We start from the raw sequence: 17,325 nt of genomic DNA, 5'->3' as shown, positions 1-17,325 counted from the left end.
CCGATCGATGGAGTGTAGCGGTATCAAACCGAAGCAGGGAGGCGCCAAAAGTTTATGCCTATATCTTTTGGGAATACTCTAGCCGAATTCATTACGCGCAATCTGCAACACGCAATCCGAAAAATACTGCACGGCCGGGGTTGGCGGCCGATCAGAAGCGGTTGTAAGCGCGATCGGCGAGGCATAAAGCGGTTCCTCTAAATCGAGCGCGCGAATCCGCCACTTGGCCTGAACGAGATCGACCAATAGACCGGGAAAAGTACACAGATTGTCGCCGTCTTCGACCATCGCCAGAATGCTGGTGATCGAATCCGACGTCACCATCGGGTCAGGCGGCGGCAGGCCGCGCGATATGAAATGCCGCTGTAAATAGGAAAGACGCGCCCGAGTGCCGATCATCAGCCAATCGGCTCCCCGAAGCGCCTCAAGCCGGGTTTCGTTCACCCAGCAAGAGTTTTCGCCGGCGATGACCGCGACCGGCGTGTCGACCAGATGGGCCACTGACAGTCCGGCGACATCTGCGTCGCGCGGTTCGGGTCCGATCACCAGATCGACCAGGCCGTCACGCACCGGGCCGAAGGCCATCGGCTCGTGGCCGCCGCTAATCTGCACCCGGACCTTGGGAAAGCGCCGCTTGAATTTTCGGATCGTTCCGCCGATGATCCGGCTTGCCGCCAGAGGCGAAACCGTGACGTTAAGCTGCCCAGTCCCCTCACCACGTCGTTGCTCGATGTCCTCCTGCATCTTGCGCAGCTCTGCCTGAACTATTCCGGCACGGCGCAGGATCCGCGTTCCTTCCGCTGTCACCGCGACACCGCTCGGTGCGCGCTTGAAAATCGCCGCGCCAAGCTCCGCCTCAGCCTGACGCAAGGCTTTCGTGACAGCCGGCTGAGTCTTGCCCAAGAGCTTCGAGGCGGCGCGTATGCTACCGGCCTGCTCGATCGCCAAAAGCATTTCGATATGCTGCAGCTTTATGATCTGGACGCCTCCCACGCTCTATTGCTAAGTGTTATACCCGTAAGTAAACTGAAGCCAGCTTTGTACTGAAAATCGGACGATCTGCGTCACCAAATGCGCCGTGGAATGGTTGCACGGATCCGCTCTTCATTGGTGATGGTTGCGATCTGTACTCCTTCGGATGTGATAGATGCCGTACAAGCTCAATGCTGATAGTCGCGCCAAGATCACGAAACAGAAGCGCCCTGTGACGAATTGGGCTGAGTACAACGAAGGCCCGTGGCGACGCGGTGATCTGAAAGTTTGGGTCGGTGAAGACGTGCTCGCCTTGCGATCGCCGCCACATCGAAGAACGCTAGGTGGACAGCCGCTTTACTCGGATCTGGCGATTGAGCTGTGCCTGAGGCATCGCCAAGTTGTTGTTTGAATCTTGGAAGGGTCTGGTGACCGGGAAATACGACGCCATTCGGGCGGTTTGATCGGCCCATAGGCTAAAAGCCTCAGCCCGAGCATGGTGAAATGCTTTTTGCGGTAAGTCTGTAGCGACGCGGACGGAAAATCCGGCAGCTCTGATCATGTGCGGTCAGAAATCTCTGCACCTGTCGGTAAGATCTGTACCGCCCGAAAATCTTCTCTCGCTTGCTGGTCGGCCTGTGTGATCCTTCGGTGACGTTAACCGAGCCGGCCACGAACGTCAGACCCAGCTCCGAAAATTGGAGCGAAACGTGGGTTCGAAGGCTCTTCGGTTGGGCTACGCCCTCCCCACGGCTCTTCAAGCCCACGTTCTCATCCTGATTGACGCTGCATTCTCGTCTTGATTGTCGTGCTGCAATTCAGGCAGGTCACATTCCAATCCGCGGGCTTTAGGCAATTTGAATGGTGTTGCCTGAACTTGCCATTGTGTTTCGTTTTTGTTCAATGACAGGATGTCTACGAAAGGCCATCGCGAGCCTTGCAGGAATAAGGGATGGTTTTCATGCGATACTTCCAGTCAATCCACGAATTGACTACCGCAATTGTGCGAAACAGCAAGAACCCGCGGAAAACAGGCTTTCGCGGACCTCGTCACTCTCTGTTCATCCTGCTGGCGCTGGCGCTTAACTCCGCACCGAACGCTGGCGCTACCGATGAGATCGCCTTTAAGTTGAGCGAGCATTTGAACGTCAAAGAGGCAAGCCTTCCCTATGACGTCTATCTGCGTCTGAGCGATATCAGCCCCACTCGCATAGGTGCCGATGCCTTTGTCGATTTGCGGGGCATCCAGGCAAACGCGCCGGGTCTCTTGTCACGCGTTCTGGACGATACCTGCAAACGAAAACTCGCGGTGGCGATCTCGGACGTGTCCGCCAGTGGTGAGACGATGACGGTTCAGGGTCAGTTTCAGGCCAAGTTTTTCGCCTGCAACACCCGGGATCCCAAAGTGTATTATCGCGGTGTCCTGCTGCTCGGGCAGAATGTCAATTTTCAGGCTACGGCGCGAGCTGATGTGCGCCATCCCTGCGTACGCGCACGCTTGGTCGACGTTCAACTAGACCCGCTCGGGCTCATCGGCGGAGCGGCCAACTTGTTCGGCCTGACCGACCTGGCGGAGCGACTGATTGTCGAAAAGGCAGAAGAGGCGCTTAAGGCCCACCCGGTGTGTCCCAAGCTGCCTGCGGAGATTGCCAGCCTTGATCCGCGCTATACGGCCGGAGGTGTGCGCGAAATCAGTCAGGGCGGCGTTGGCGCGGCGCTGAGCGGGTCGGCTGATACGAGTGCTGCGACGCTCTTAGATCTGGTTCGCGTGATGAAAACGCGCGGTGTTCTGGGGCCAGAGAACCAATGAATAGATTTGCAAACATGATATTCGGCTTGGCCGCGGCCTTAACTGGCTCGCAGGCGGCGGCAAACTCAGTTGACTTGACCTTTGAGCGGGATTTGGTGGTCGGTGACCGATCCGTGCCTTATGTGATTGACCTCAAGCTGTCGGAAACTGCCGCCACCCGGATCGGGATCGAGACGCGACTTGACCTTAGGGAGGCGCAATCGGAACTAGGCAATGCCATGCGGGGATATGTACTGGCAGATCTGTGCATCCTGCGTGCCGAGATACAGCAGTTCGACGTGACCGCCGAAGATGAGCTCTTTCGATTTGACGGATCAGTGGCGGCGCGGCTGTACCGCTGCGCACGCGAAGGATTGAAAGCCACGGAACGCGGAGAGTTACTTCTGTCAGAGACCGCAGCCGTGACGGTGCAGGCCGCCGTAGTCGTGCAAGACAATTGTGTGACCTTTCGGGTGGCCGATCTGAAGTTTGCGCTCGAAAGCGCGGTAGAACCCACTCAAGAGCAGAAGGACGGCATCGAACTGGCGGACTCTCTGCTCCGAACGGTTATTGGAGGCCTGATGGCAAACCATCCGATCTGTCCGTCATTGCCGCCCGAGCTTGCTTCGCTATCACCCCACTATGGTTCCGGCGGCACGACCGAGATCGGCGACGGGGGCGCGGGCGTGACCCTGAACGGCTCTGTCGACGTCAGTACCGGAACGATCCTGGATATACTGCAGACCTTGCAGAATAGAGGTGTATTACCCTCGAAGCCCTAAAGACGGATTACCAAGTTTCTGGTGCTGTCGCGTCCGTTTGGGTGGGCGGGGTGAACACACCGACGAGTGATCGCCAAGTTGTTCTGTCTGCGCATGACCGCAGCCCCCTAAAACCAGACCAGAACCAATGCTTTCGAAAGCTGGATAGGTATTATCGAAAAATGATCGGATGAAATCCAGTCTGATTCCCTCTGACGACCCAGGTCCATCAATTTGGAAATACCGATTTGCGAACGAGCCCGCGATGCGGCAGTGCAGCATTCAGCGTCTGATTAGTGAGCAGCATTCATGACCTTCCCTGCTTCGTCTGATGGCTGACTACTTCTCCCCGCAATCGGTGGTTTTATTGATGCCCAAAATAGGCAAAGAATGGAGGTCCCGCTTACTGAGCAGATTCATCCGAACCATGTCTTGAAGTCGAGGGCACAAGCGTTGTCCCGCTGCGAGATCACCGTGACCCGGATTGGCCGAGAGTAAAGCTGTTCCATGCTGCGATGCGGCATTGTGAGGCGTTCTCGCAAGGCAGATCAGCAGTTATGCATCAGGAATGATCGCAGCGTTCACCTTAGTTTTACCTTTGAGTCTGCTCATTTGGTCAGTCTATCGTGGCTGGCCGGTTTTGCTGGCTGCGCCCTTGATGGCTCTCCTCGCCGCAGCTCTGGCCGCAGACCCGTTGCTGGCGACACTGACACAGCGTTTCATGCCGGCGACTGGCGGGTTTGTGGTGGCCTTCTTCCCTCTTTTCCTGCTCGGCGCGGTCTTCGGAAAACTCATGGAAGCGTCCGGAGCTGCGATGGCACTGGCCCGGGCAATTGTGGGGCACCTTGGTGCCAGGCATGCTTTGCCCGCAGTGGTGTTATCTTGCGCGGCACTGACCTATGGGGGTGTCTCACTCTTTGTCGTTGCATTTGCCATCTATCCCCTGGCCATCGCGCTGTTTCGGGCTGCCGGTTTACCTCTCCGACTAATCCCAGCCGCAATTGCTCTCGGGGCCTTTACCTTCACTATGAGCGCGCTGCCTGGGTCGCCTTCGATCCAGAACGCGATCCCCATGCCATATTTTGGCACAACAGTATTTGCAGCACCCGGTCTGGGCTTGATTTCGGGCGCGATTATGGCGGTGGGCGGGCTCATCTATCTCTCGCACGCTGCCGCGTCGAATACGGCAACCAACGGACTGGAGACCGCAACCGAAACACAAGCCAACAGTAACGAATTGCCATCCGTTTGGTTGGCGCTCGCACCGATCGTGACGGTTTTTGGCTCCAATTTTGTGCTTGCAGAGCTCGCGTTGCCGAACCTTGATCTGGTCTATCTCTCGGAGCCCGCATGGGGTGGGGTGACACCGTCGCAAGTGATCGGTGTCTGGGCGCTGATAGGGGCGCTGACTACGGCTATTATCCTGCTGTTCGCGTTGACCTGGCGAAGATTGGAGAGCGTCAAAGAAACGCTCACTGACGGTGCCGAAGCCGCCTTGGTTCCATTGTTCAACACCGCCGTGTTGGTTGGGTTCGGAGCGGTCGTGGCGGCCTTGCCAGCCTTTTCGGCTGTCAGTGCTTTGGTCGAAGACATTCCAGGGGGCGCGCTGACTGGGCTTGCCGCATCTGCGAGTCTTTTGGCCGGAATAACAGGATCAGCATCGGGCGGCATGTCCATCGCATTAGACGCCATGGGTGCACATTACCTTGAATTGGCTTTATCGGAAGGTCAGGATCCAGCCGCGCTGCAACGGATCGTCACGCTGGCGACCGGGGGCCTTGATGCTTTGCCGCACAACGGGGCAGTCGTGACCCTGTTGGGAATTGCAGGGTTGAGCCACCGCGAGGCCTATGGCCCGATCTTCATCGTTGCCGTGGTTATCCCAGTCGGATCCCTTTTGGCGGCGCTATTTCTTGCGTCTTGGCTCGGCGGATTTTAATTGCAGACAAACTGCAAAGCTTAGGCTGTTGCGACCAAGCGTTTCTCAGGTGATGGGCCCAGCCTCGAAATCCATCAAAAAGGTCTTAGCGCCATTCAACTTACATGGCACCAAGGCATCGGTATATATGCAGCCCCGAGCGCACTGAGGATGGCCTCGCGACTTCCTAGACCGCCTTGGGCTTATGAAAGCCAGGACAGCGAAGATTCAAGGCTAGGTAAACCCAAACCTTGTAAGGCTTGCACGTGAGAATTCTCGGGTCGAAATCGACAGCCAACTCATTGAAATCAAATTCGGAAATCTCGTCCTGTAAGGCAAATTCGTGGAAGCCATTCGACCTGTTTAATCGCAATATCTAGACCGCACCTCAAACCGGTAATATGGTACACTTCGACGTTCTCGTCGTGGGTGCCGCCCAACGTCTGGAGGTCTCTCTTCAGCCAGATATGATCTTTGGCCAAGCGTTCCGTCGTCGGTGCGAATGCGAGAGGCACGAGGATATCTTGCTTCCAACGGCGGTGAGATTTCGGTTCTCAGGGCTTGGCAGATTGATTGGGCCTTCACGGTGGCCTTGCCACGCTGATCGCCCTGCATTTCGGTAAGATCCACCAAATGTCCCGCCTTGGCTCCCCCGCCGCGGAGCTTGAACGTCAAGGGCGGATGCAATTCAAAGGAGCCAGATTTGTCCCCTGAATCGAAGAGGCGCTCTTCGCCTTGCCAAGTATCCCCGAACGAAAACCGCAACGTAAACCTGCCGGGCGGAACAAGAACCTTAAAGAATGAACCGCCAATGATATAAGCCGCCAGAGCCTCCACACCGGTTTCTTCGTTGATCAGTGTCAGGAAATAGTCTTGGCCAGCAGGTGTTTTGACCTGAAGCGGGAAAACAGCGGGCAGACCGGTGCGGTTCCAATTCAGGCCTGACTGTGTTGGAGCAAGGGGAGCATCCGCGATTTCTGCGGCGGCCCCCATGGGAAGAAGACACGCAAACCAGACAAAAAGTTGCCCTGCCGCGAACCGACCTGCTCGTTTCAGGCGCGACTGGATTAGCATGAACATCTGACATTTCCTGAGTTATGCTTGCCAAGCCTTAATGTGCAGAGCTTCAAATCGCTGAATTCGGCTCCGGCTACTCTTGCAGGTATCGGATCCTTGCATATAACCCAGCGCGGCTCAGTTTGACCACACAGAGCATTTCGACTTCGCGCAGTTTGCGGCGTTCGCCGGATAAGTGTGCCCAGCAGAAGAGCTTCCTTGCGCTTGCGGAAACTTTGCGACACTACCGCTCAACCAACTGGCTGAAGTCTAATGGTTTTGTCACAAGGCGACTACCTAGAATGATGATCCCACTACCATCACCGCCCGACAAACCACACGCCTCATCCGATTTACCCTCCGGAGAGTTCCCTACATCCAAGACGCGCCACAGGCCAACGTGGGAATTCCGATCAACTCTTGTCGCTTGCTGCAAGGGTCCGTGACAAGACACTTTCCAACGCTTTGGTTAGAGCATCGCGGCCACCTTCCTCGCTGAATACTTCGAAAGTCTGCGCGTTCAACCCACCCGGTGTGCTGTGGGCCCTGCGCAACTCAGCGAAAGTTCGGTCCGCATCAACCCCGGTCTTTGCAAGCGCCAAAAAAAGGCTAGAGACGAAGCGGCGCGCATCCGGTTCGCAGACGCCCTGCTGGCCCATCCATTCGGTCACGGTCTCCTGTATTCCAAAGACCGTGCCCATCATGGTCGTCGCAATCGAGAGTGCGTTCAACTGTTCCAGACTCTGCGCCACAATCACGCCGCCCAACCGTTCAAAAAGAGTTTCAAGCCGCTCGGATGGACCTGATAGAACAGTCACCGCGCGTAGTTCGGCCACCGGGGGGAGCGGGACAGCGCGCGTGATCAAGCCAGTAGCTCCACTCCAATCGGCAATCTGTTCCACTGGAATGGTGGCGATCAAACTTGCAACCTCTTGACCGTCACAGAATTGCAGTGGTTCCAAAACCTCTTTAGCCTGTTGTGGGAGGACGGCAAGAAATACCAGATCGCAACCAGAATCGATGACTTGCTGATTTTCTTCGAAGACTCGAACAATATCGTAAGTCTCTGATAGTCTAGACGATATGTGACGGCTACGCGCGGAAACCGATATCTCCTCCACGGGGAAATCCGCGCACATGATGCCCGTAATGACGGCCTCTGCGATGTCTCCGGTACCGATAAAGCCGATCTTCATGCATTCCTCCTGCGCTCACAACATTCGTCTTCTGAGCGTCGGACTTATAGGGAGCGGTCCGGAGAGTCCAAGTGCGAGTTGGCTCACCCACAAGCCGTCTGATGTTGCCATCCTTGATGCAGGTTTCCAAAGATCTGGACAGCGGGAGAATGGAAGCGGCTAGTATTTCCCTTTTTGCTTGTCCAACGGTTTGGCATTCAAAGAGTGTTGTACTGATAGGTTTTCATCCGCTCGTGGGCCGAAAGCATCGTCCAAGCTGCTGCAAAAGCCGCTGCGGCAGGCATCGTGGCAACCATCGCATCGGCCCTCGAAAACAACGGCAAGATAGAACCATTTCGCGACATGCGCGCAGACGCCACCCAGCATGACCGGGTGGTACATTCCACGCTTGGTGGTCTTGTCATTTGGTGCACGGCGCGGGCGAGTTCGGACTGGAAAAGGTCGGGGAACAGTTCTTCGAAATCGGCCTTACAAATCATCATGTCTTCGGTGCTTTCCGATCGAAACGGGGTACCTACAGGCGGATCTTGTGCGTCACCGAGAACCGGTAACGTGAAGCCGTCATAAGAAACCGCCACCTCGCCAATTGGACGATGAAGTCATTTCCTCAAGACGTTCCGCTGACGGTGAAAACGGGGTCATACCCAGTTCACGGTCATCGAAACTGTCGACCACGCGGCGGATGTCGCCACGATAGATCCCCATATCACGCAGCATACGGTCATCCATGGACTGGAACTCAGCGAACAACCTGTTGCGTTGTCGTTGCCGAATTGCGGCACGCAGCCAACGACCCAAAGTGCTGCCGATCTTGTTCTTGCGCGCGCGATACGCCCGAGCGTAGGGCAGCGATGATGAGAGATAATCTTGGTGTGTCAGGTAAGGATGCATGTCGTTCTCCATAACGAGCGTGTTGAGACCACGACGTACGCGTCCGCATCAACCGATCAGCCAACGGAACTCCGCAAGTGAGCTAAATGGCGACGCAAACGTCTCCGTCTTTTCGGTTTGATCTATGGAAGATCGATATCGGCCCCGAGGCGTGGACTGACAAAAGGTCCAATCCCGCTCGGGGTCACCGACGGTTCAGCAGATTTCCCGAAAAGAGCAGAAACCTCTTATGGATCACGAGCAACGACATATTGTAATATGTGGGCTGTCCACGTCGGCGTTTCAAGACATCCGGGCAGTGCTGCGACCTTATGGCCCGACACAGTTCAACCCCAGTCATTCGCATTGAAATACCGCCTCATGAGATTGACGAGTGCACCTTGGGTCCCTATCTTTCAAGGTATGTTGGTACATGCAGTTCATTTCCGATTTCTATTACTGAACCGCCCGCTTCCCCGGGCGGTGTAGGCGCGTCCGCGCCTCCCGAACCTCCCGGGGTCTCCTCATAATCCTGAAATGAGCGCGCGACGACAATGTCGTCCGAGGAGAAGTTATGAACAGCATCTACGACACCATTACGTCCGACACCCAGAACCGATTTGGTCCGAGATCACGTCCGCGTATGCGTACGTTACTTCCAGAGGCTGATCACCAAAGACTTCAACAGCATCTGCAACTGTGCGAGCACGAAGGACATCCAGCATGGAAATTGCTCGCGTATGTTCTGCGAGACAAGATCATGGCGACGGAACCTGCCGTGAATCTTCATGCCTGCGATCTTGTCACCGGTGGATGTCGTGTGACCTATTCGGTCAATGGCGGCGAGAGTGAGACCGGTTTGCTCATCCATCGGGCCAGATCGGGATCGGGCAGTGGCGTTGTACCGGTGTGCTCGCTGTTGGGTGCCACCTTGATCGGAATGCGGGCCGGACAACGTGCGCCGCTTCTGTGCGAGGATGGGACAATCGAGTCTTTGGCAGTCTTGGGTGTAACTCCCTCGAACTGAACTCTGACTGAAATCTCTTTCAGAAACCGTCAACCTACGGCGACAGATCATTCGCCAGATACACCATGAAATCTAGGAGGCTGACCAATGTTAACCGAAATGACCAAGAGCGCTCCAAAGCGCCGCACACGGGCGCCCAAAATCGTCATCAATGCCGATGATCTCGTACACTTGGAAGCCCTTGCAGAGGGCGCAATGCAGCGCAATCCGACGTTGGCCGACCGCCTGCTGGAAGAGATCGGGCGCGCCCGGATCGTCACGCCCGCCAAAATGCCGGCAAACGTCGTATCGATCGGCAACACTGTGACCTACCGGGATGAGAGCACCGGTCTGGAAAAGACCGTGACGCTGGTGTTTCCCGAAGAAGCAGACATCACCCACCAGCGCGTATCAATCCTGACACCGATCGGTGTCGCATTGTTGGGGCTGGCCGAAGGCGCTGTTTTCCACTGGGACACACGCGCCAACCAGCGCAGGATGCTGACTGTCATCCGCGTGGAATAGTTGGTTGATTGTAACTACAGCGAGCGCCATCACGGGTGAGCAGAAAGCGGGCGGTTGGCCGCGCGCGCAACCGGACTCTTGAATGGCGATGTCGCTATCTTGATCGGGCGCTACGACCTTTGGCTGTCACACGACAGCCTGAAGGTCCTGACACCTGCGGCTGCATAATCCGTGCGCGACCAGATCATTCTGCCCCAACGCGACAGATAAACAGTAGAACCAGAGCCGAAGTGACAAACATCCTGAACTGCCTGGAGCCCTCTCATGAGTATCAATCAGCATATCCGCCTGTTGCTCATCATGGGGGCAATGTCCGTGATCAAAGTGGAAATAAAAGAGGCCCACACGAGAGCTCGTGGCTTGGCCGTATGCTGGCGCGAACGCCATGCATGGCTTTTGCAAACGCACTGACCAAAATCGCTCCCACACATGCAAGCATGTGTGGGAGGGCCGTGAATGGCACAGATGATCTTGGCTGTGCTGAAAAAAGGTGAGGATCACGGAGACCCGATGGCTGAGACCACCGCCTACAAAGGCGATAAATCAGGCCATCGGTTACCAAGAATGTGAGAGATTTTTGACAGCATTGGCAACCGATTGAAGAGAACCGGGTCAGGAAAACCAGCTTGTTGCTACGCGCGTCAACCGCGCCTCCGCGTTTTGGACCTGATCCGCAAACGAGCTATACCGGCCAACGATCAAGTGAAGTGTCGCACAATCGAGGCCTGACACATGAACGCTCCCGATCACATGTTCAAAATTCCAAAAACACTTTCATTAATGGAGGTATCCGCACATGCAACAGCGCCCACCACGACTGACAATCACTCCGCGCTACTGACCCGCCTGCAAGGTAGGCGTGCCCATAAGAGCGGGGCGGTCACGCAATTCTTGACAAACCGACCTTGAAGTTCCGGCCTCTTGGCGCAACAGATAAGGCGCGCTGGAGAAAATGCAGAAAACCTCGTCGGCGACGGGTCGGGGAGACCGGGAGGAAACCATGCTCAGTTTACCCGAAGACGGGACCGATCCGCTGCGCTCGGCGCGCATTCTGATCGTCGATGACGAGCCGGGGATGCGGCATTTTCTGGTCAAGACTCTACAACCGCTCTGCCGCCAGGTGGACAGCGCCGAGGATGCCCGTGCCGCCGAAACCCTTTTGTCCGACCGCCAATACGACGTGATGGTGCTCGACAACATCATGCCGGGGCAAAAGGGACTCGATTGGCTTCGGGAACAACGCGACAAGGGCGGCTTTACCAACTCGATCCTGATCACCGCCTATGCAGATCTGCAAACTGCGATCGACGCCATGCGGGCGGGTGCTTCGGATTTTCTGATAAAGCCTTTTCGCTCGAACCAGATATTGAACGCCCTGCACAAATGTCTGGAATTGGCGCAACTGAAACGCGAGAATGCGCTCTTGCTGCGCGAATTGGACACCGCCGCGCGGGGCAATCGCCGCAAGGAACTGGTCGGGGCCTCGCCTGTCATTGGCGAGGTTCGTGCTCTTCTGGAGCGCGTAGCGCCCCTGTCGACACCTGTAATGATCACCGGACCATCGGGATCGGGCAAGGAAGTCGCCGCACGTCATTTGCATTTACATTCCGGTCGCGGCGTGGCGCCTTTTGTACCGGTCCAATGTGGCGCGATCCCTGCCGACATGATCGAATACGAACTGTTCGGCCATGCGCCCGGTGCCTTTCCCGGCGCGCAGGTCGGCCGCGAGGGGCTGTTGGCGCATGCATCGGGCGGAACTGTTTTTCTGGACGATGTGAGCGAATTGAGTGCCAGCGCGCAAACCGCCCTGTTGCGCGTGCTCGAAGACGGCATGATCCGTCCAATTGGAACCGGACGCAACGTGCAGTTGGACCTGCGGTTCATCATTGCGTCCAGCAAGTCGCTGCAAATGGCGGTTCAAGCGGGAACCTTTCGAGAGGACCTTCTGTTTCGGATAAATGTTATCGAAGTGGCCATGCCTCCGCTCAAGGATCGCGGCGGCGATGTGCTGGAGCTGGCGGAGTTGTTCCTGACCGAGATATCACTGGCGCTCAACCTGCCAAGGATCGAAATCACTTCTGCCATCCGCTCCGCCATGCTGCGCCATGATTGGCCCGGCAATATCCGGGAACTGCACAATTTCGTCGAGCGAGCGCTGATCTTTGGTCGCTTTCCGCTCGACACGCTTGGCAACACGGGCATAGCCGACGACATCACGCCGCTCGAGGATATGGAAAAACGCGAGATCTTACGCGCGCTCGAGGCGCTGGACGGTAACCGCTCCGAAGCCGCCCGACGACTGGGTGTGTCGCGCAAGACGATTGACCGCAAATGTGCGTCCTGGGGCCTCTAGTTGAAGTCGCGTCTGCCCAACGCCCTGCGCTCAGTTCGGGTGCGGCTGCTGGTTATCGCGCTACTGCCGATGCTCGTGCTCTTGCCGATCCTGCTGGGGAGCACGGTCTGGCGCTGGTCGGGTAAGGTGGATGCGATCCTCGTCAACAAGGTGACGGGCGATCTGACCATTGCGGATCAATACCTTGGCCAGTTGATCGAAATCTCGGGGGAGCGCGTTGACGCCATCGCCCGCTCGGTCGACCTGCAACAAGCGCTGAATGCGGGTAAGCGCGACGACTTTCTCGCCAGTAATCGGGCCAAGCTGGGCTTTGATTTTCTTCACATCACCAGCGACGACACCTGGCCCGTGGTGCAGGGTGCGCTTGGCGGACAATGGCAAAGCCGGATCGATGTGTTCGATGCGGGCACGCTCACGGCGCTATCGCCGGATCTGGCGCCCCGCGCCGAGATCCCGCTGGTCCCGACCCGGGGCGCCGTGCCAACCGGCCGCTCGGTCGAGACGCGGGGCCTGGTCATCCATTCTGCCGCGCCGCTGGTCCTGCCAGACGGAACGCGGGCGGCGCTGGTAGGTGGGCGGCTGCTGAACCGGAACCTCGATTTCATCGATACGATCAATGCGCTGGTCTATCGTGACGAAAGCCTGCCCGAGGGCAGCCAGGGCACCGCGACCCTGTTCCTTGACGATGTGCGCATTTCCACCAATGTGCGCCTGTTCGAGAACGTACGCGCCCTGGGCACGCGCGTTTCCGCCGAGGTCCGGGCGCAGGTGCTGGACGAGGGCCGGGTCTGGCTGGACAGCGCGTTTGTGGTCAACGACTGGTACATATCCGCCTATGAACCCATCCTCGACAGCTATGGCACGCCGGTTGGCATGCTGTATGTCGGGTTCCTTGAAACGCCTTTCAGCGCGGCCAAGCGCAACTCGGTCATCGCCCTCAGCGTGGCCTTTCTGCTGATTGCGCTGGTCTCGGTGCCGGTGTTCCTGCGGTGGGCCGGTCGCATCTTTCGCCCGCTTGAAGGCATGACCCGTACCATCGACCGGGTTGAAAGCGGCGATCTGAGCGCGCGCAATCCCCCGGTCAAGACCGATGGCGAAATCGCTCAGGTGGCGCGCCATTTTGACAGCCTGCTTGACGGGTTGGAACAACGCGACCGCGAGTTGCGTGAATGGGGCGAAACGCTGGAGCAGCGGGTTGCAGACCGCACGCGAGACCTGCGCGAAGCGCATCAGCAACTGGAACAGACCACAGAGCGCCTGATCATCTCGGAAAAGCTCGCCGCCGTCGGAGAAATCACGGCCTCAGTCGCGCATGAAATCAACAACCCGGTGGCGGTGATTCAGGGCAATCTGGACCTCGCCCGCAGCAATCTGGGTGACGCCGCGCAAAAGGCGGACGAGGAATTTCGCCTGATCGATGACCAAGTCTATCGCATCGGGGTTATCGTTTCCAAGCTGCTGCATTTCGCCAGCCCCGAGGAGTATTCCGGCGCGGATCGTCTGGTAGACCCCTCACAGGTGCTGAACGATTGCCTGGTTCTGACCCGCCACCAGATCGACGCCGCACGGATCACCTGTACGGTTGAGGCCGCGAACATATCCTCGGTGCGGATATCACGCACCGAGCTGCAGCAAGTGATCGTCAACCTCATCCTGAACGCAGTGCATGCCATGCCCGGCGGCGGTACGTTAGACGTGACCACCGCCGAAGAGGCAGACGAGATTGTTCTCACGGTCAAGGACACGGGAAAAGGCATCGACCCGGCAACGCTGGCGCGCATATTCGACCCGTTCTTTACCACGAAACAGGCGCAGGGCACCGGGCTGGGCCTGTCGATCAGCCGCCAGATCGTGAGTCGCGCAGGTGGTCAGATCACCGCACAATCGACCCCGCGTGTCGGCAGCACGTTCGAAGTCCGCCTACCAGTGGAAAAAATCTGAACGATCGGCGATTTGGACAGAATGTCCCGAAATCCTCCGGCAGCGAGAGCAGATGTTGGACAGATTGTTCCGAATGTGATCAAGGTAGTGCCAAGCATCGGACATTTAGTCATTTAATTCATTGATAACGCTAGTAAAATTTTCTTGACCTTGCAAGGTGCCATCGGCCTTTGCTGGTGAAGCATGCGATTGCATGTCCCCCGCGCGTCTGGAGGAAGGCGCGCCGGAAACACCAAAGGGAGGAACAATCATGAGCAACGCCTCAACCGGTGCGTTGGGCTTCTTGCACAAGAGCCATATCGTCGCCGAACCCGGCTTCAACCGCTGGCGGGTGCCGCCAGCGTCGATCGCCATCCACCTGTGCATCGGCTCGGTCTATGCATGGTCGGTCTTCAACCCGCCGCTCACGCGAGAATTGGGCGTGGTCGCGTCGAGCGCAGATGACTGGAGCCTGAGTTCAGTCGTATGGATCTTTTCCGTGGCAATCGTGTTTCTCGGTCTCTCCGCCGCCTTTGCGGGCAAATGGCTGGAAGAGGTCGGCCCCCGCATGGTCGGGGTGGTCGCGGCGTTCCTGTGGGGCGGCGGGTTCATCATCGGCTCGATGGGAATATCCAGCCATCAACTCTGGCTCGTCTATCTGGGCTATGGGGTACTGGGCGGCTGTGGCCTAGGGCTTGGCTATGTCTCGCCTGTTTCAACGCTGATCCGTTGGTTTCCCGACCGGCGCGGCATGGCGACGGGCATGGCGATCATGGGCTTTGGCGGCGGCGCGATGATCGCGGCCCCGGTCAATGGCTGGCTCCTGAACCTCTACGCCAAGGCACCCGAATACCTAGGTGCGCAGAACGCCGTCGCAACCGTGGTCGAGAATGGCCGCATCTTTGCCGAAACGGCAGGCGGGCGCGTCGAGGTGGTAATCGCGTCTGCCGCGCAGGCTGCCAATTTCGCCGGACAAGCAGGCGTCTACGTCGTTGGAACTGGTGCGACCGGCGCCGCGCAAACCTTCATGACGCTAGGCGTCATCTATTTTATCGTCATGATCCTTGCGTCGTTTCAGTACCGCGTCCCCGCGAAAGACTGGAAACCTGCTGGCTGGACGCCGAAAGTTGCGACCTCGGGCATGGTCAGTGACAACAACGTCCATATCGACCAAGCGCTGAAGACTCCGCAATTCTGGCAGCTCTGGATCATGCTCTGCTTCAACGTGACGGCGGGGATCGGTGTGATTGGCGTGGCCAAGACCATGATGTCCGAAATCTTTGGCACGGTCATGCCGCTGGTCGTGACGGCCGGATTTGCCTCGACCTATGTGCTTATGATCTCGGTCTTCAACATGGTGGGGCGGTTCTTCTGGGCCTCGACATCGGACTATATCGGCCGCAAGGCGACCTACATGTGCTTCTTCGTTCTGGGCACGGTCCTGTACCTGTCGATCCCCTATTTCGCGTCTGCCGTGGCGACCAACCCGGCGTTGATCTACCTGATTGGCTTTTATGCCGCGACAATGATCATCTTCTCGATGTATGGCGGCGGCTTCGCCACGATCCCTGCCTATCTCGCGGACATGTTCGGCACCATGCATGTGGGTGGCATTCATGGGCGGCTACTGACCGCATGGTCGACGGCTGGCGTGCTCGGGCCGCTGGCCATCACGTCTTTGCGGCAGATGTCGGTCACGAACGCGATCCAGGATCTGGCCGCCAAGGTCGACCCGGCCACATTTGCCAAGAAGTTCGGTGCACCGCTGGTTCAGCTTGATCAGCTGGTCGCGGCAAAGACAGTGACCATTGCCAAACTGATGGAAATCGCGCCCGCAGGCACGATCGATCCCACGCCATCGCTGTACAATACCACGATGTACTGCATGGCGGCCCTGCTGGTGGTGGCATTGTTTGCCAACCTGCTGATGAAGCCGGTAAAGGAGCATCACCACCACGATGAACCGGAGCTGCAAGCCGTTCCGGGCGAATGACAAAACGGGCCGGGGCATTTACAGATGTCCCGGCGCCCTGATCCATCACCCACAGAAAGCCCCCAATGCTCGACAAGCTGGAAATGTTTATCGCCCTCGCCCGCGAAAGCCACTTTGGTCGCGCCGCCGAACGTCTGAACATCGCCCAGCCAACCCTGTCTGCCGGGATCAAGCAGCTTGAGGCGCAATTGGGCGTGAAGTTGGTTCACCGTGGCTCGCGCTTTGGCGGGTTGACGCCGGAAGGTCAGAGTGCGCTGGTCTGGGCCAGAAAAATCGTGGGCGATGCACGCCAGCTACGCGAGGAAATGCGCTTTAAGAAACACGGCCTTTCTGGGCAATTGCGCATTGCGGTCATTCCTACGGCGCTGACCTGGGCATCAAAGCTCTCTACCCGGTTCAGTGCGAAACACCCTAATGTCAGGTTCAGAATCCTGTCGCGCACCTCGATAGAAATTCTGGCGATGCTCGACAATCACGAGGTGGACGCCGGCATTTCCTATCTCGACAATGAACCCATGGGGCGGGTCAGCACCGAGGCGCTTTATGAAGAGCGTTTCATGCTCATTTGCCGGTCGGATTCCGTATTCGCCAGCCGCAGTGCTGTGGGTTGGAGAGAGTTGTTCGACCAAAAGCTATGCCTGTTGACGCCAGACATGCAGAACCGCCGGATCATCAATCGGAATTTTGCATCCGTCGGCATCACCCCGGCGGCCAGCGTCGAGTCCAATTCCGCAGTCGTCCTAGTGGCGCATGTTGAGACCGGCGGGTATCTGACGGTTCTTCCCGAAGACATGGCAGGCTTTCTTGTCGCGGGAAAGCCACTGTCGCTGGTTCCGATGAAGGGCAAGGAGCCAAATCACACCGTGGGCCTTGTCGCTCCGTATCGCGAACCGCACACACCTGTGCTTGATGCGCTCCTGCGCGAAGCGCGGCGAATATCGGCAAATCCTTGATAGAGAATTACTA

14 protein-coding genes and 1 pseudogene are annotated in these 17,325 nt (G+C 57.6%); 10 read left to right on the top strand and 5 right to left on the bottom strand.

Translation table 11 applies throughout. The features are described from left to right. Positions 1 to 78: 78 nt before the first annotated feature. The gene (locus ABJO75_RS00495; protein WP_348124842.1) at positions 79 to 993 is read right to left on the bottom strand and encodes a LysR family transcriptional regulator; all 915 of its coding nucleotides are present in this window, start codon (positions 991 to 993) and stop codon (positions 79 to 81) included. A gap of 442 nt (positions 994 to 1,435) precedes the next feature. Continuing rightward, positions 1,436 to 1,631, bottom strand: a pseudogene (locus ABJO75_RS00490) (IS6 family transposase); the annotation flags it as partial. Between the two features lie 302 nt (positions 1,632 to 1,933). Here ABJO75_RS00490 and ABJO75_RS00485 point away from each other — a divergent pair. From ABJO75_RS00485 to ABJO75_RS00475, 3 genes are all read left to right on the top strand, one after another. Continuing rightward, the gene (locus tag ABJO75_RS00485) at positions 1,934 to 2,782 is read left to right on the top strand and encodes a hypothetical protein (protein ID WP_348124840.1); all 849 of its coding nucleotides are present in this window, start codon (positions 1,934 to 1,936) and stop codon (positions 2,780 to 2,782) included. After that, positions 2,779 to 3,543 carry a hypothetical protein gene (locus ABJO75_RS00480; RefSeq protein WP_348124839.1) on the top strand — a complete coding sequence of 255 codons (765 nt, stop codon included), beginning with the start codon at positions 2,779 to 2,781 and terminating at the stop codon, positions 3,541 to 3,543. The genes ABJO75_RS00485 and ABJO75_RS00480 overlap by 4 nt, the downstream gene beginning before the upstream one ends. Before the next feature lie 577 nt (positions 3,544 to 4,120). Continuing rightward, positions 4,121 to 5,461 (top strand): GntP family permease, encoded by a 1,341-nt coding sequence (locus tag ABJO75_RS00475; RefSeq protein WP_348124837.1) that lies wholly within the window; start codon positions 4,121 to 4,123, stop codon positions 5,459 to 5,461. A 1,448-nt stretch (positions 5,462 to 6,909) separates the two neighbouring features. Here ABJO75_RS00475 and ABJO75_RS00470 read toward each other — a convergent pair. The 3 genes from ABJO75_RS00470 to ABJO75_RS00460 all read right to left on the bottom strand — a co-directional run bounded on the left by ABJO75_RS00470 (position 6,910) and on the right by ABJO75_RS00460 (position 8,583). Beyond that, positions 6,910 to 7,692, bottom strand: coding sequence for a pyrroline-5-carboxylate reductase (locus ABJO75_RS00470; protein WP_348124835.1), 783 nt, complete (start codon positions 7,690 to 7,692; stop codon positions 6,910 to 6,912). A 197-nt stretch (positions 7,693 to 7,889) separates the two neighbouring features. Continuing rightward, the gene (locus ABJO75_RS00465; RefSeq protein ID WP_348124833.1) at positions 7,890 to 8,174 is read right to left on the bottom strand and encodes a hypothetical protein; all 285 of its coding nucleotides are present in this window, start codon (positions 8,172 to 8,174) and stop codon (positions 7,890 to 7,892) included. A gap of 79 nt (positions 8,175 to 8,253) precedes the next feature. Continuing rightward, the gene (locus ABJO75_RS00460) at positions 8,254 to 8,583 is read right to left on the bottom strand and encodes a DUF1127 domain-containing protein (RefSeq protein WP_348124831.1); all 330 of its coding nucleotides are present in this window, start codon (positions 8,581 to 8,583) and stop codon (positions 8,254 to 8,256) included. 553 nt (positions 8,584 to 9,136) lie between these two features. Between ABJO75_RS00460 and ABJO75_RS00455 the strand changes: the two genes are divergently transcribed. The 7 genes from ABJO75_RS00455 to ABJO75_RS00425 all read left to right on the top strand — a co-directional run bounded on the left by ABJO75_RS00455 (position 9,137) and on the right by ABJO75_RS00425 (position 17,312). Then, complete coding sequence (locus ABJO75_RS00455; protein ID WP_348124829.1) at positions 9,137 to 9,589, top strand: hypothetical protein; 453 nt, start codon at positions 9,137 to 9,139, stop codon at positions 9,587 to 9,589. Positions 9,590 to 9,676: 87 nt separating this feature from the next. Next, positions 9,677 to 10,093 carry a nucleoside diphosphate kinase regulator gene (gene rnk, locus ABJO75_RS00450; protein ID WP_348124827.1) on the top strand — a complete coding sequence of 139 codons (417 nt, stop codon included), beginning with the start codon at positions 9,677 to 9,679 and terminating at the stop codon, positions 10,091 to 10,093. Between the two features lie 264 nt (positions 10,094 to 10,357). After that, positions 10,358 to 10,504 (top strand): hypothetical protein, encoded by a 147-nt coding sequence (locus tag ABJO75_RS00445; protein WP_348432281.1) that lies wholly within the window; start codon positions 10,358 to 10,360, stop codon positions 10,502 to 10,504. 589 nt (positions 10,505 to 11,093) lie between these two features. Further along, positions 11,094 to 12,446: a sigma-54 dependent transcriptional regulator gene (locus tag ABJO75_RS00440; protein WP_348124825.1), complete on the top strand. Its 1,353-nt coding sequence runs from the start codon at positions 11,094 to 11,096 to the stop codon at positions 12,444 to 12,446. Beyond that, positions 12,447 to 14,387, top strand: a complete 1,941-nt coding sequence (locus ABJO75_RS00435; protein WP_348124823.1) for a cache domain-containing protein — start codon at positions 12,447 to 12,449, stop codon at positions 14,385 to 14,387. A 250-nt stretch (positions 14,388 to 14,637) separates the two neighbouring features. Further along, positions 14,638 to 16,359 (top strand): OFA family MFS transporter, encoded by a 1,722-nt coding sequence (locus ABJO75_RS00430; RefSeq protein ID WP_348124821.1) that lies wholly within the window; start codon positions 14,638 to 14,640, stop codon positions 16,357 to 16,359. A 65-nt stretch (positions 16,360 to 16,424) separates the two neighbouring features. After that, the gene (locus tag ABJO75_RS00425) at positions 16,425 to 17,312 is read left to right on the top strand and encodes a LysR family transcriptional regulator (protein ID WP_348124819.1); all 888 of its coding nucleotides are present in this window, start codon (positions 16,425 to 16,427) and stop codon (positions 17,310 to 17,312) included. The last annotated feature ends 13 nt before the right edge of the window (positions 17,313 to 17,325 follow it).

This window comes from Sedimentitalea sp. (assembly GCF_039973035.1).
In the GTDB taxonomy this organism is placed as follows: domain Bacteria; phylum Pseudomonadota; class Alphaproteobacteria; order Rhodobacterales; family Rhodobacteraceae; genus Sedimentitalea.
Note: the sequence above shows the minus strand (reverse complement) of the source record. Positions and strands in the feature narration are given on the sequence as shown.